We start from the raw sequence: 13,890 nt of genomic DNA on the forward strand, positions 1-13,890 counted from the left end.
CCGATCTAATTTGGTTTAGAAAATGTCAGAAGAAGTAATTTAATCAATATTCTAAAGAAGCTTGCCAGTTTGATATTGTGCACAATTTTAATTACATATTTTCTCTCGCAACCTATTAAATTTGCTAGAAGCTTTACAAGGCAGGAGCTTCACGGAACTATTTTGCAGAAAGTTGATTTATCTGAGCTTGATTACAGAAATCTTCCGGTTGCAATACAGTTCTCATCATGGTTTACGCAGATTTTTCATTATTCTTCTGAAAGATACCGACACTTTTTTATTTTAGATTGGGAAGCTGCTGTAAATGAAAATAGTGGCTCGTTTACTCCACAAGAATACAAGCATTTAGATGCGTTAAAACGTGTTTACCCGGAAAGGTTCAGAAATAATATTATTCAAAGTGATGATTTTCTTCAAAATTATGATCGCTTTCTTGTTATAGATGAACGGGATTATAGGAGGAAGTGTCCACTGAAGAGTGTTGATAAAGATTGGGAATATATTCAGTGCCCCCAATGGTTAGAGATGAGGATTTTAGCTAATCCTGCTTATCGAGTTAAGCCTTTAGTTACAACAGATTGGGAAACAGTTCTGCTGGTAGAGAAGGTGAGTTAATTATTCTGAAAACTCTATTCATTCTTCAGCAGTTAACAAGTCAAATGCACCTTTAGAGAAAAATTATGAGTTTATTAAGCCCATCGACTACTGTTCAGGAAACAATAGACCCAGCGGTACAGAAACTCGGTATTCGTGAGCAATACCGCGATCGCTACTGGCTGAAACGAGATCCCATTTACCGCGATCGTCTCCTGTGGCGAGCACAATCCTTTCGCCACATGGTTCATCTATTACCAGGGCAAACGATTTTAGAACTGGGCTGTGGTCGAGGACTATTTACTCAGCAGTTAGTGCGTGTTTCTCGCGGGGAGAATCCTATTACTGCCGTCACGTTCAACCCAACTGGCGATCGCCCTGATCATCTTCCCGCTTCGATCCGGTTTATCAATGCAACGCTTCAGTCTGACAAATTAGGAGCGGAGCAGTTTGATTTCATCATTGCAATGGATTTGTTGGACGCTGGAAACTGTGCCTGGTTCTTGCAAAACGTTTACGAACTTCTGAAGCCTGGTGGACAGATTCTATTCTATGAAAGCAATCCCTGGAATATAGTTCTTAGGTTGCGACGGCTTCTGGCAGGATGGCTTGGACAGAAAGATCCCCGTCACTTGCTCAGCCGTCCTAAATTGTATGAATTGATTTCTGAATTAGGTTTTATTAGAGTATTTGCCATTTTTAATGATTTTGTCTATTCGCCTCTCAACCGTCCACTAATTTGGTTTTTGCGGAATCTCTCGATCCTGCTCGAAAATATGCCTGTCCTTCAAACCCTAGCAGGTTCTATTCTCGTTCATGCTCAGAAGCCGCCGCGCGGGGTGGAATGCCCGGATGCTTCTCTTTGTGAACATGTATCGCTTTACAACTCGATATCAGTGGTTATCCCCTGCCACAACGAGGAAATGAACGTGAAGCCATTGGTGACCCGCTTAAAAGAGCTATACGGCGATTATATTCATGAAATCATTCCTGTGGATGACAACAGTCAAGATCGCACAGGAATAATTTTACGGCAGCTAGCAGAAGAAGATCCGAGGATTAAGCCTGTTTTTCGTACGCCTCCCAATGGGGTAGGTAGGGCGATCGCAGATGGTTATCGAACTGCAACAGGTAGATATATTCTGTCGATGGACTGCGATTTTCAGCATCTTTTGCCTGAACTTAGGGATCTCTTTGATGCAGCAGCAGAGGGATACGATGTCGTTGTGGGGAGCCGCTTCTCCCGCCATAGCGTTTTGCTAAACTATCCCATTCAGAAAATTATTGCTAATCGTGGCTTTCACTTTCTGGCTCGTATTCTATTCTTGCGCGGTGATATTCGGGATTTAACAAATAATCTCAAGCTAATGCGCCGGGAGGTTGTTGAGAATCTTCAAATCACACAGCCCGGATTTGCAATCAATGCTGAAACAGGTCTACAGCCGATGCTGATGGGTTATTCCGTGCATGAAGTTCCAATCTCCTGGATTAACCGGACTCCGGACATGGGCGTTTCTTCATTTCGCCTAATTAAAGTAGGCGGCGGTTACTGGGAAGTCCTACGTCGGCTTTGGCTGAAAAGAATGTTAAAAAGCAAGCATTAATATTGCTGCAAAAAGTTTAGTTTGAAGGGCAGCGTACTGAATGGATATCAGAAAGATTACTTTTAATGAGCGGTATTGGGAATATTTTATTCCTGCGCTTGCAGTTGCATCGCTGTTGATTTCATGCGCCGTTGTCTCTTCTAGAAAGTTTTTCTGGAATGATGAGCTTCTGTCGTTCTACTTATTAAACGATCCTTCCCTACCACACATGCTGGTTGCCTGGAGCGACAAGTTTAATCAAGCTCCCCCGCTTTACTTCATCATAGGTTGGGTTTGGGACAAAATCTTTGGCTCATCCTTTGGCTCAATCGAACTATCGCTGCGGCTTTTCTCCGGCGTAACGATCACGATTGCTTACATCATGATATGGACGGTACTACGGCGAACCTATAATTTCTGGTCGGTTACTGTTGGCACAACTAGCATTTTTTGCCTGTCCGAACTTGTTTTATATCACAATGCAGAACTGCGAATGTACGGTTTATTTGCCGCAGTTTGTGCATTTGGATGTCTTCAATACGACTCGCTAAATAGAAAACGGGAATACACCTTCACTTCTCTTTTAATCAACACTTTGGCTCACGCTGCCATTGTCTTGACTCATCTGTACGGCATTTTATATAGCACAGCGGTTCTCGCTTCATTTTTAACTTACGATAAATATATTGGCACTTTTAGAAAAAAGCTTTATTTATCAGTGTTAGCAGGCTGGATGATTCTGTTACCCCTAGTCCCTTTAATCATTAATCAATCTAATAATGGGGCAAAATGGTTTTATACCTACAGCTTATCGGAAGCAATTGACTTGCTTACTCCCTTTCCGAAGTTTGTCTGGTTTATATTGGGTTTGTTAACCATCTCAGCATTGCTAAGTATCTTAAAATCAACTGAAAAAATAATATCGAAGCCTTCCTTCGTGAGTCAGCTCGATCACGGAGAAATTTCACTTTTAATACTTTCCATCTTCTTTCTGCTGGTTCCGCTAGGAGCATGGATAATTACTGTTACTGTAAAACCGCTATTAAACGATCGCTATATTCTGCCAACGATTACGGTCAGTTGGTCTATTTTATTAACCTACCTGATTTCTAAAATGATTTCTGCCCCTGAAGCATTGAGCAGTAGAGAGAGAAATAGAGAACGAAACCGATTTTCGTATTCGACTCTACGCTCGATCGCGCTTCTGGCACTCACATTAACGATAATCCTTTACCCACTTTACTATGCCAGAAAATTTCCTGAGTATTCACAGAAACCGGGAGCAAATGATTTGAGCTACGGATATCCAGAACTGCCGATTGCGATGGAAGCAGGGCATGACTTTCTCCCGCGCTTCTACTACTCTTCTAAGCCAAGCCGCTACTTCCATATTTTGGATTGGGAAACTGCAACTAAGAACGTGACCAGTGCTTACGCAACGGGCGATTACGTTCACTTAAATGCAATTAGCACACACTATTCCTTTATTCAAAGCGTTCAAAGCAGCAATTTTCTTGAGGAACATGATCAGTTTTTAGTATTAAACGAAGCAGACCAAAAGTGGTTTGAGGAAAGAGTACAGAACAATCCAGATTACCAAATTCAAGAGCTAGGAACGGAACAAGGAGCTAATGACTTGCTTACCATGTTTTTTGTAAGGCGTAAGGAATAGGAAACTGTCAATAAGGAATAAGCATTTAGCCAAATTAATTTTATCTCGTGGTGCGGAACAAGTATGAAAGCTAACTCGTTACGATCGCCCCTCAGGATCTCTAGGTTGAATCCTGATTTTGTCAGCATCCTGCTAGTCACTATTGTCTGGATGGCGATGCTCGTGCTGATTAACCCGATCGGCAATTTTCCGCTTAATGATGATTGGGCTTACGGCTGGACCGTCAAAATGCTTCTAGAAACAGGAGAGTATCAGCTCTCTGACTGGACTGCAACCAACCTGCTATCACAGGTTGTTTGGGGAGCTATCTTCTGTTTACCTTTTGGTTTTTCGTTCACAGTACTTCGTGTCTCTACGCTAGTACTGGGGTTATTGGGCGTGCTGGCATCTTATGGACTGTTAAGAGAATTGACAGGGAATTTCCAGCTTGCTCTGCTTGGGGCTTCAGTTATTGCTCTCAATCCTGTCTACTTTAGCTCATCAAATTCTTTTAATAGTGATGTTCCTTCATTTTCCTTTGCAATTTTATCGCTCTATTTCATCGTTCGCGGACTTAGGCTAAACTCAAATTTAGAAGTTCTAGCTGGCATTTTAATTTCATTCATTGCTATTTTAAATCGCCAATCCAGCATTGTTATTACTGCTAGTTTCGGCTTGGCTTATCTGGCTAAAAAAGGATTAAAGATAAAAAATTTTACTGTAGCTTTTTTGCCAACTATAACAGGCTTATTATTGCAGGCAGGTTATTCCCATTGGCTAAACTCTGTTAACGAGACGCCAGCCCTGTATGGTTTTCAGATTAAAAATTTGTTAGAAACCTTTTCCAAAGGGTTAGTGACTGTCGCTTTAACCTATCTTGAAAATGCAATTATCATATTGGTTTACTTGGGATTGTTTTTATTTCCCTTTTTAATAGTTTGCCTTGCCGATCGCTTTAAAAGCTTATCTTTCAGAAATAGACGTTTAGATCTGTTAGTGATTTTGCTATTTCTAGCATCAGGTACTGTCCTTGTTCTTCAGGGCAGGCAAATGCCTTTTGTTGGAAATACCCTAGAAACTTTTGGTGTAGGACCCGAAGCCTTTGACGGCTACTCTTCTAGCCTCAATGCCGGTGGAGAAGCAATATGGAACAGAACTTGGGAACTTTTGACCTTGATAGGATTTATTGGAGCGGCAGTGATTATTTTATATCTCATTCCAGCCTTTTTAGATCTTACGACTCGTTGGAAAGAAGATACTTCAGATCAAGGATGGCTACCTATTTTAGCTATTTCTGCCGCTTTTATTTATTTTGTAGTGATTGGAGGACTGGATAAGCAGTATTGGTTCGATCGCTATTTGCTTTTTCTAATGCCTATTTTGATGATGCTTATCATTGTTTTGAGCAAGGATTCTTTAGGAGAAAAGCTGCCCTCAGGAATGGCTTTTACTGCTTCAGCCCTGCTGCTGGTGTACGGTAGCTTTACTGTTGCTGCAACTCATGACTACCTGCTGTGGAATCGAGTACGGTGGCAAGCTCTCAATAGTTTAATTGAAGATTCCAAAGTTTTACCTGAACAAATTTATGGCGGATTTGAATTCAATGGCTGGCATTTTGCAAATCGGCTTGAAACCTGTGAGCCGCAACAAAGCAATATTGACAGACGAGTTAAGGTAGATTGGAGCAGCTTTACCTGTCTTTGGGGAGAAAATACAGGTAGATTCAAGTATTTATATAAACTTAGATTCATTACTGAGTCTGGATGGATGGTGAAACAGCAGTATTCGTTCAGAAGATGGCTGCTGGGCGACGGTACGCTATATGTTCTGGAGCAGCGAAAATAAATTAAGATGAATGAATTACCTCTTCATCAAGCAGTAATACGACCTGTTCAAAACGGACTATCGCGTCCATTGTGGTCCGTTATGATACCGACCTATAACTGCGCTAGCTACTTACGAGAAACGTTAAATAGTGTGCTTGCTCAAGACCCTGGACCTGAGCTAATGCAGATTGAAGTTGTTGATGATTGCTCAACTCAAGATGATCCAGCAGCGGTGGTTCAAGAACTAGGCAAAGGGCGAGTGCAGTTCTATCAGCAGCTTGAGAATGTTGGTTATATCAAGAATTTTGAAACGTGCTTGCAGCGATCGCGGGGTTATCTAATTCATCTGCTCCATGGAGATGATGCTATCCTCGATGGCTTTTATCCAAAAATGCAATTGCTGTTTGAGCAATATTCGGAAATCGGAGCCGGATTCTGCCGTCAGATTTTGATGGATGAGTGCGGGCACTGGAAGTATTTTTCCATTGTGGAGCAAACTGAGCGAGGGATATTGTCGAACTGGTTAGAACGGATTGCGACAGAGTTAACCCTACAGCCTCCTGCAATGGTCGTTCGACGTGAGGTTTACGAGCAGCTCGGTGGCTTTGATTCACGGATGTTGAGCTGTGGCGAAGACTGGGAAATGTGGTGTCGGATTGCAGCCTATTATCCCGTGGGGTATGAACCAGAGCCGTTGGCTTTGTACCGCGATCGATCCAATTCCTTAACCAAGCGATCGGTTTTGAGTGGGCAAAATATCCGGGATGTCCGCAACGCGACTGCCATTATTCACGCCTATCTACCTGAATCTGTTGCAGATTTGGTGACGCGATCTGCCCTCAAGAATTGGGCACTCTGGGCAGTCTCATTTGCTCAACAAATGGCTACCAAAGGAAATACAAGAGCTGCGCTGATTCAGCTTCGAGAAGCGTTAATCTGTAGCCGCTCCTGGCAAATAATCAAAGCTGGAGTTCGACTGATACTCAAGGTGATTCAGCAGCAGTTTTTGCAGGAATGGCGTGCCCTGCGATTACCTCATAAATTAAGGGAGGTGCAGTGTCAAGATGGTCATTGAACAGCAGACTCAAATTGAAGTGACGATTGCAGAAAGACAGCCTCAATTTAGCATTGCGCTGCTGCCCTGGGGCGACCTGTGGGATGACTTTTTAGAGAGCATCGACGTTACCCTCGAAGCTTTCTGTACCGATGGTCCGGGGGGATGGCTGCTAGGCTACATCGAGGCTCTGCGACTCGTGGGCATCCGCACTGTCCTAATTTTGGTCTCTGCACAAGTGACTGAGCCGCTGCGACTTCAGCATATTTCAACGGGTACAACCATTAGCGTTTTGCCTGCACCGAAAACTTATCAAGCGATTCGTCGTCAGATGGTGAACCCTAATCCCTACTTGGCGAAAAGCTTTGAGGAAATGGCAGGGAACGTCAAAGGAAACCGTCGCCGCTTCTTAAAAGGGTTGAATCTGGTAGCTCCCTATCTGGCAACTCCTCTCAGGGGCGTATTTCAGGAGATTCGTCGTCACGGATGTCGTGCCATTTTATGTCAGGATTATGAATCGCCGCGCTTCGATGTCTGCACTCTGCTAGGTAAATGGATGAGATTGCCTGTTTTCGGCAGTTTTCAGAGTGGCTGCTTCGAGCTAAACCGGATCGGACGATCGCTACGACCTTTCACTATCAATGCTTGCGATGGACTGCTGATCGCACCTCAAACCGAGATTCAACGAGTGAGCGATCGCTACCATTTGCCCTGCCACAAAGTCGCTCAAATCTTTAACCCGATCGATTTAAAACAGTGGACTGCAATGAGCCGAGATGAGGCGAGAGCTGCTCTAGGGCTGCCGCTTGAAGCGCAGGTAGTCGTCTGGCACGGGCGGATTGAGATGAGCACCAAACGGCTAGATATTCTGCTGGATGCCTGGGCAAACATTTGTGCAGAGCGACCCAAACAGGAACTACGGCTGCTTCTCCTGGGAACGGGGCAGGATGCCGACGTGTTGCAGCAGCGAATTGATGCACTTCCAATCCAAAATGTGACCTGGATAAATCAGTACATCACAGACCGCAGTGAAATTCGTCGTGTGCTTTCTGCTGGGGATGTGTATGCCTTTCCATCAGTGTTTGAAGGGTTTCCGGTTGCCCCGATCGAGGCGATGGCTTGCGGATTGCCTTTGGTTGCAGCGGCAGCATCCGGGGTGCCCGACATCCTGAACCAGGGAGAAGCATCCGGGGGCTTGCTGGTACCCTGCGGCGACGTGGTCGCGTTTCAATCTGCGCTCGATCGCCTACTCGATCAACCGGGCTGGGCATCTGAGCTAGGCAAACTCGCCCGTCGTCGTGTCGAAGCAGCTTTTTCCCTGGAAGCAGTCGGTCAACAGTTTCTCAAGTTCTTCTCAATGCAGCAGTTATTCAGCGGAGAACGCTGTAAAGAACGCTGTATTGAAAGATTAGGGGAATGAAATTGGATCTATGAAGATAAGGATTTCTCGAACTCAGCTCTTACTTACTGCCATTATTATCGGTGCTGCAACTTTGCGTCTTCAGTTAATTGATCAGCCGTTTGTTGATCAGTATGGCTGGCGAGAAACCAGCACTGCCATGATGGCAGACAATTTCTGGCGGAGAAACTGGAATATCTTATATCCAGAAATTAGCTGGAATGGACCTGGACCAAGCTACAACGGGCGAGAATTTCAAACGGTCAGCTATATTGCAGCACTGCTCTACAGCATGGTAGGTCAACATAACTGGGTTGGACGATCTGTTGCGGTTTTATTCGGCTTATGGGGAATCTTTGCTCTCTATCAGTTGACACGCCAAGTGTGGGATCAAAAGCACGGCTTAATGGCAGCCGCCGTAATGGCGCTGATTCCTGGCAGCATTTTTACCGACCGAGAATTCCTACCCGATCCAGCTATGGTTGCTCTTATCACCACAGGATGCTGGCTTCTAGTTCGCTACTGTAAGCATGAACGTTTTTTTGACCTCTGGCTTGCGATCGTTATTAGTGCCTGGGGCTTCCTAACTAAGCTGACTGGGTTGGTCGTTGGAATTCCGATGCTCTATGCAAGCTTCACGATCCTGAGACAGAAGCAGCGTCTGAATTACAGAATGGTTGTAACGAGCGCGATTGCAGCTTTGCTAACGCTTATTCCCGTGGTTGCCTATTACTTATGGGCAAGATATCTTTATCTGAATTACCCGCCTCATCACTTTGCGGGTGCAGGAAGCTGGCTCTGGGATCAGGGCTTTATGACCTGGATTAACGAGAGATACTACCTGCCAAAACTGTATCGCCATTTCGATGGCTGGATCTGGACAAAACCTGTACTGGGTCTTGTTTGTCTAGGGTTGGTGTTACCTCCCCCTCAGCAGCTTTCAAATTCAAACCCTGATCCAGAAGCTTTCTGGGGCAAGGCTCCCTGGTTTTTTCATTGGTGGATTGTTGGGGTTGGAGTCTACTACTTTATTGGGTGTAAACATCTTGTTGACCAGCCCTACAATTTTCATTTGGCGAATCCGGCAGCAGCAGCTCTTTCAGGGCACGCAATTTTGTCGATCGCCTCTCTGTTCCGGCGACGCTCACAAACTCCTGTCGTGCTGGCTTGCATACTCACTATTCTGCTGGTCATCGGTCTGTTTGGCCATAGACGATTGCCTTCCGTGTATCGCCCTGTTCTAGAGCCTAGCTACAGGCTGGGGATCGAATTGCAGAAGTTAGCTGAGCCTGATGATCTCGTAGTTAGCATTGCCGATGAAATTGGTAATCCTGTAATGATCTATTACAGTCATAGGCGGGGATGGATTTTTCCACCTGCATGGTCAGAAATTCCCTGGTGGGATGACTTAGCCGCAGGACAAGATCAGGATTTAATTTCATTATTGGAGGAACTGCATAACCAGGGATCGGACTGGATTGGTATCGTGACTTCTCAGTATGAAAAGCTGCGAGCCAGTAACTCTAAATTTATTGAGTATATCGAACAGAATTTTGAATTGAAGTACAGCGGTGACGCAGGGTTAATCTATCGCATTTCTTGATTAATTGCAGCTTTATTAAATTTGTATCGACCTATGAGCGAGAATCATTTGTATCGTGCAGCCATTCCAAAGATACCTAAGGCAGTTCAGCCGCTCTGGTCAGTGATGATCCCGACCTACAACTGCGCTGAGTATTTGCGTGAAACCTTAGCGAGTGTGCTGATGCAGGACCCTGGTGTAGAAATGATGCAAATCGAAGTGATTGATGATGGCTCAACCCGAGACGATCCGGCTGCTGTAGTTGAAGAAGTGGGACAAGGTCGGGTTGAATTTTACCGCCAGCCACAGAATGTGGGGCATATCAAAAACTTCCAAACCTGCTTAGAGCGCGCTAGAGGAAAATTGATTCACCTGCTACACGGCGACGATCGCGTCCGTATTGGGTTCTATCACAAGTTGCAAAGTGCCTTTGAGCAGCGACCCGACATTGGGGCTGCTTTTTGTCGCCACATCATGATGGACGAACGGGGGCACTGGCAGTACCTTTCTGAGCTGGAGCAATCTGAAAGCGGAATCCTGGATCGTTGGCTGGAGCGTATTGCAGTTAAGCAGCGAATTCAAACACCCGCGATCGTGGTGCAGCGGGATGTCTACGAGCATCTGGGCGGCTTTGACAGTCGTCTGTCCTGGAGCGAAGACTGGGAAATGTGGGTGCGAATTGCGGCACATTATCCGATCTGGTATGAACCCGAACCTTTAGCCCTTTACCGAATGCACTCAAACTCCAGCACCGAACGCAATACCCGAACTGGTGAAAATATGAGAGATATCCGTCGGGCAATCGCGATTTTTCAATCCTACCTACCTACAGTAAATTCAGATTGGCTGGCTGCAAAAGCAAGAGAAAACTGGGCACTGGATGCACTTTACCATACCGTTCCCAAGCTCATCGGCTCACGGGATTTTCAGGCAGCAGTGACGCAAATTCGTGAATCTTTAAATTGTAGCCATTCTCTAACTGTCTATCGAAAGGTAATTCCTCTAGTTCTGCGGCTGGGCAAATATTGGCTGAAAGATAGAGTAGTTTCGCGATTGCAATTCTATAAAGTAGGGCACGAAACTTCCTAACTGTTTAACGGGAGCAATTGCTGTTTCACTCGTCCGGACTCAATGCATAAGGAACATCGATAAAAAAGATAGATAGTAAAGACAGCTATGAGCAGTCAACCGCTAGTTTCCAGTATCATCATCTTCTTTAACGCGGAGAAGTTTTTTGCAGAGGCGATCGAAAGCGTCCTGACCCAGACTTATGGTAACTGGGAACTTCTGTTGGCGGATGATGGCTCTACCGATGGCAGTACGGCGATCGCTCTAAATTATGCTCGGCAGTTTCCTGAAAAGATTCGCTATCTAGAACACGAAGGACATCAAAACCGGGGGATGAGCGCGACTCGCAATCTAGGAATCCGTTATGCTAAAGGCGAATACATTGCGTTTCTTGATGCCGATGATGTTTGGCTGCCGCACAAGCTAGAGCAGCAGATCAAGGTCATGCAGCTTTATCCGGAGGCAGGAATGGTTTATGGCAAAAGTATTTACTGGCAAAGCTGGACTGGCAATTCTGAGGACCGTGAGCGAGACGCGATTCCTGAGACTTATGCCGCAGCGAATCGGCTCTATTACCCACCAGAACTATTAACCCTGTCCTACCCCCTAGGAAGGACGACTCCTCCTCCTCCTACTGATATCATGCTGCGACGCAGTGTGGTCGAATATCTGGGAGGTTTTGAGGAAGGATTTCAAAAAATGTATCAGCTCTACGAAGACCAAGCATTTTTCACCAAACTGTATCTTCATTTTCCAGTTTTTGTCGCTGACGAATGTTGGGATCAATATCGGCTTCATCCCGATTCCTGTGGTTCTATTGTGAATCAAGCCGGTCAGTATCATCAGGTGCGTTCTTATTTCCTGAACTGGTTAGAGGGATATTTCAGAAAACAGGGCATCACGGATTCTCAAATTTGGGAAGCGTTCAACAAAGCAATCTTCCCTTACCGCCATCCTGTTCTATCCAAATTAAAAAATCTATCTTCTCGCACTCAGGGTGCAATCAAAAAGTTCAGTAAGTTAATGCCGCAAGCAGCATTCCGCCTCCTATAAGACTGGTCTATGAATCCAGCGCTATTAAAACAACTCTCTCAACGGGTATTGCCTCAGCCCGTTCACTCATGGTTGAAGCAGCAGTGGCATACCTACAGGCACAGCCCCCCTTTGGGCATGGCTCGCTGGGGGAACTTACGCCGTTTAAAGCCAATCAGCTCAAACTGGGGATTAGATCGCGGGCTGCCTATCGATCGCTACTACATCGAGAACTTCATGACTCGTCATTCTGAGGATATTCGGGGACGAGTATTGGCGATCGGGGATCACTTTTACACGCGCAAATATGGCGGGGATCGCGTCACGCAAAGCGATGTTCTGCATGTGGAAGAAGGAAATGCTGAGGCAACGATCGTGGGTGACTTAACAGACGCACCGCACATTCCCTCGGATAGTTTCGATTGCCTTATTCTGACGCAAACCCTCCAGCTCATTTACGAAGTGCGGCTGGCGCTGAAGACCGCTTACCGAGTTTTAAAGCCCGGTGGCGTTTTGCTCGTAACCATTCCTGGAATAACGCCGCTAAATGACCATGAGTGGAACAAATGCTGGTGTTGGAGCTTCACTCCGCTATCGGCACAGCGGCTCTTTGAAGAGCTTTTTCCTACCGAAAACGTTGAGGTTGAGAGCTTCGGGAATGTCTTAATTGCCACTGCATTTCTACAGGGCCTGGCAACTCAGGAGGTTCACACCGACGAACTTGATTACTGTGATCCTGGCTACCCAGTCACGATTACGATTCGGGCAGTCAAACCTGAGGTGCTGTCATGAACCGCTTGAAAGTGAGTCGCTTAAATTGTGCTGTTAAAAAGCTCCAGAAGCGTTTGACCCGACAGAAAGCCCTGATTCTGATGTATCACCGTATCTCTGAGGTCAATGTCGATCCCTGGAGTCTCTGCGTCACGCCGCAACACTTTTCCGAGCAGTTAGAAGTATTGCAGCACCAAGCTCACCCTATGAGCCTGCAAACGCTGGTCCAGCTGTATCAGAAGGGAAATTTGCCGCAAAGAGCAGTGGCTTTAACGTTTGATGATGGCTATGCCGACAACCTGTATGACGCGAAGCCTTTGCTGGAACGGTATGGCATTCCAGTCACGGTTTTTGTAACCGCAGGATATGTGGGGTGCGAGCAGGAATTTTGGTGGGATGAGTTAGAGCAGCTCTTGCTCCAGCCCGGACAACTGCCGGAAATGCTTTTGCTCGATATTAACGGTCACTCCTGTTGCTGGGAACTGGGTGCAGCCGCATCCTATCGCGTAGAAGAGGCTGAACGTGCTCGCCATCAACCTGCCTGGAAGTCTCAACCCGGCTCACGATTGTTTTTTTATTACACGATCTGGCAACAGTTACTCCCGCTTGCTGAAGTCGATCGCCGGACCTTACTAGATCAAATTCGGGCATGGGCACAAACAAAACCAACGCCGCGCCCCACGCATCGCCCTCTCTCTCAAACTGAATTGATGGAATTAGCGCACAGCAGCCTGATTGAAGTCGGCGCTCATACGTTGACCCATCCCTTTTTGTCTGCTCAGTCGATAAATCACCAGCAGCTTGAGATTCAGCAAAGTAAGGCAAGGTTAGAAGCGCTCCTCAATCGTCCTGTAATGAGCTTTTCCTATCCATTCGGAAACTACGCTCCAGAAACCGTGACGATTGCTCAGGAAGCAGGCTTTGAGTGTGCCTGTTCTACCGCCGCAGATTTCGTCTGGCAGGGGAGCGATCGCTTTGAATTACCTCGAATCGCGGTGGAAAACTGGAACGGCGAAGAATTTAAGCAGCAGTTAGAGAGGTGGTTTAATGACTAAAACAATAAATCAATCGTCCAACCAATCATCCATCCAATCATTTGATCAAAAACCTTTAGTTTCCTGCATCATTATCTTCTGGAATGCGAAAAAGGAGAACTTTTTTGAGGAAGCGATTGAGAGTATCCTGGCGCAGACCTATGGCAATTGGGAACTGATTCTGGCAGACGATGGCTCAACCGATGAGAGTACGGCGATCGCTCAGCACTATGCCCAGCAATATCCAGACAAAATTTTCTATGTTGAACATAATGGACATAAAAACCGCGGCATGA

At 45.8% G+C, this 13,890-nt stretch carries 12 protein-coding genes; all 12 read left to right on the top strand.

The features are described 5' to 3' along the window. The first annotated feature begins 162 nt into the window (after positions 1-162). Positions 163-615, top strand: coding sequence for a hypothetical protein (locus H6F80_RS28700; RefSeq protein ID WP_190794925.1), 453 nt, complete (start codon positions 163-165; stop codon positions 613-615). Positions 616-680: 65 nt separating this feature from the next. Beyond that, entirely contained in the window at positions 681-2,198 is a 1,518-nt protein-coding gene (locus H6F80_RS28705; protein ID WP_190794926.1) for a glycosyltransferase, read from the top strand. A 40-nt stretch (positions 2,199-2,238) separates the two neighbouring features. Next, the gene (locus H6F80_RS28710; RefSeq protein WP_190794927.1) at positions 2,239-3,849 is read left to right on the top strand and encodes a glycosyltransferase family protein; all 1,611 of its coding nucleotides are present in this window, start codon (positions 2,239-2,241) and stop codon (positions 3,847-3,849) included. A 105-nt stretch (positions 3,850-3,954) separates the two neighbouring features. Then, the gene (locus tag H6F80_RS28715; RefSeq protein WP_190794928.1) at positions 3,955-5,673 is read left to right on the top strand and encodes a glycosyltransferase family 39 protein; all 1,719 of its coding nucleotides are present in this window, start codon (positions 3,955-3,957) and stop codon (positions 5,671-5,673) included. Positions 5,674-5,754: 81 nt separating this feature from the next. Continuing rightward, positions 5,755-6,729, top strand: a complete 975-nt coding sequence (locus H6F80_RS28720) for a glycosyltransferase family A protein (protein WP_199296882.1) — start codon at positions 5,755-5,757, stop codon at positions 6,727-6,729. After that, a complete protein-coding gene (locus H6F80_RS28725) occupies positions 6,719-8,128 on the top strand; it encodes a glycosyltransferase family 4 protein (RefSeq protein WP_190794930.1) in 1,410 nt (469 codons plus the stop codon). The genes H6F80_RS28720 and H6F80_RS28725 overlap by 11 nt, the downstream gene beginning before the upstream one ends. Positions 8,129-8,138: 10 nt before the next feature. Then, positions 8,139-9,710 carry an ArnT family glycosyltransferase gene (locus H6F80_RS28730; protein WP_190794931.1) on the top strand — a complete coding sequence of 524 codons (1,572 nt, stop codon included), beginning with the start codon at positions 8,139-8,141 and terminating at the stop codon, positions 9,708-9,710. Positions 9,711-9,743: 33 nt separating this feature from the next. After that, on the top strand, positions 9,744-10,778 hold the full coding sequence (locus H6F80_RS28735; protein ID WP_190794932.1) for a glycosyltransferase family 2 protein: 1,035 nt from the start codon (positions 9,744-9,746) through the stop codon (positions 10,776-10,778). An 87-nt stretch (positions 10,779-10,865) separates the two neighbouring features. Further along, positions 10,866-11,810: a glycosyltransferase family 2 protein gene (locus H6F80_RS28740; RefSeq protein ID WP_190794933.1), complete on the top strand. Its 945-nt coding sequence runs from the start codon at positions 10,866-10,868 to the stop codon at positions 11,808-11,810. 9 nt (positions 11,811-11,819) lie between these two features. Further along, positions 11,820-12,581, top strand: coding sequence for a class I SAM-dependent methyltransferase (locus tag H6F80_RS28745; protein WP_190794934.1), 762 nt, complete (start codon positions 11,820-11,822; stop codon positions 12,579-12,581). Next, a complete protein-coding gene (locus H6F80_RS28750) occupies positions 12,578-13,615 on the top strand; it encodes a polysaccharide deacetylase family protein (RefSeq protein WP_199296883.1) in 1,038 nt (345 codons plus the stop codon). The genes H6F80_RS28745 and H6F80_RS28750 overlap by 4 nt, the downstream gene beginning before the upstream one ends. Next, positions 13,608-13,890: glycosyltransferase family 2 protein (locus H6F80_RS28755; RefSeq protein WP_190794935.1), on the top strand; the 283-nt coding region annotated here is incomplete at its 3' end. The genes H6F80_RS28750 and H6F80_RS28755, both read left to right, overlap by 8 nt.

Origin of the sequence: Leptolyngbya sp. FACHB-711, from assembly GCF_014695615.1 — a bacterium.
Lineage (GTDB): Bacteria > Cyanobacteriota > Cyanobacteriia > Elainellales > Elainellaceae > Leptolyngbya_A.

Coding starts and splice junctions, on each gene's coding strand:
- H6F80_RS28705 (WP_190794926.1), top strand. CDS start 681: ATGAGTTTATTAAGCCCATCGACTACTGTTCAGGAAACAATAGACCCA.
- H6F80_RS28710 (WP_190794927.1), top strand. CDS start 2,239: ATGGATATCAGAAAGATTACTTTTAATGAGCGGTATTGGGAATATTTT.
- H6F80_RS28720 (WP_199296882.1), top strand. CDS start 5,755: ATGATACCGACCTATAACTGCGCTAGCTACTTACGAGAAACGTTAAAT.
- H6F80_RS28725 (WP_190794930.1), top strand. CDS start 6,719: ATGGTCATTGAACAGCAGACTCAAATTGAAGTGACGATTGCAGAAAGA.
- H6F80_RS28730 (WP_190794931.1), top strand. CDS start 8,139: ATGAAGATAAGGATTTCTCGAACTCAGCTCTTACTTACTGCCATTATT.
- H6F80_RS28735 (WP_190794932.1), top strand. CDS start 9,744: ATGAGCGAGAATCATTTGTATCGTGCAGCCATTCCAAAGATACCTAAG.
- H6F80_RS28740 (WP_190794933.1), top strand. CDS start 10,866: ATGAGCAGTCAACCGCTAGTTTCCAGTATCATCATCTTCTTTAACGCG.
- H6F80_RS28745 (WP_190794934.1), top strand. CDS start 11,820: ATGAATCCAGCGCTATTAAAACAACTCTCTCAACGGGTATTGCCTCAG.
- H6F80_RS28750 (WP_199296883.1), top strand. CDS start 12,578: ATGAACCGCTTGAAAGTGAGTCGCTTAAATTGTGCTGTTAAAAAGCTC.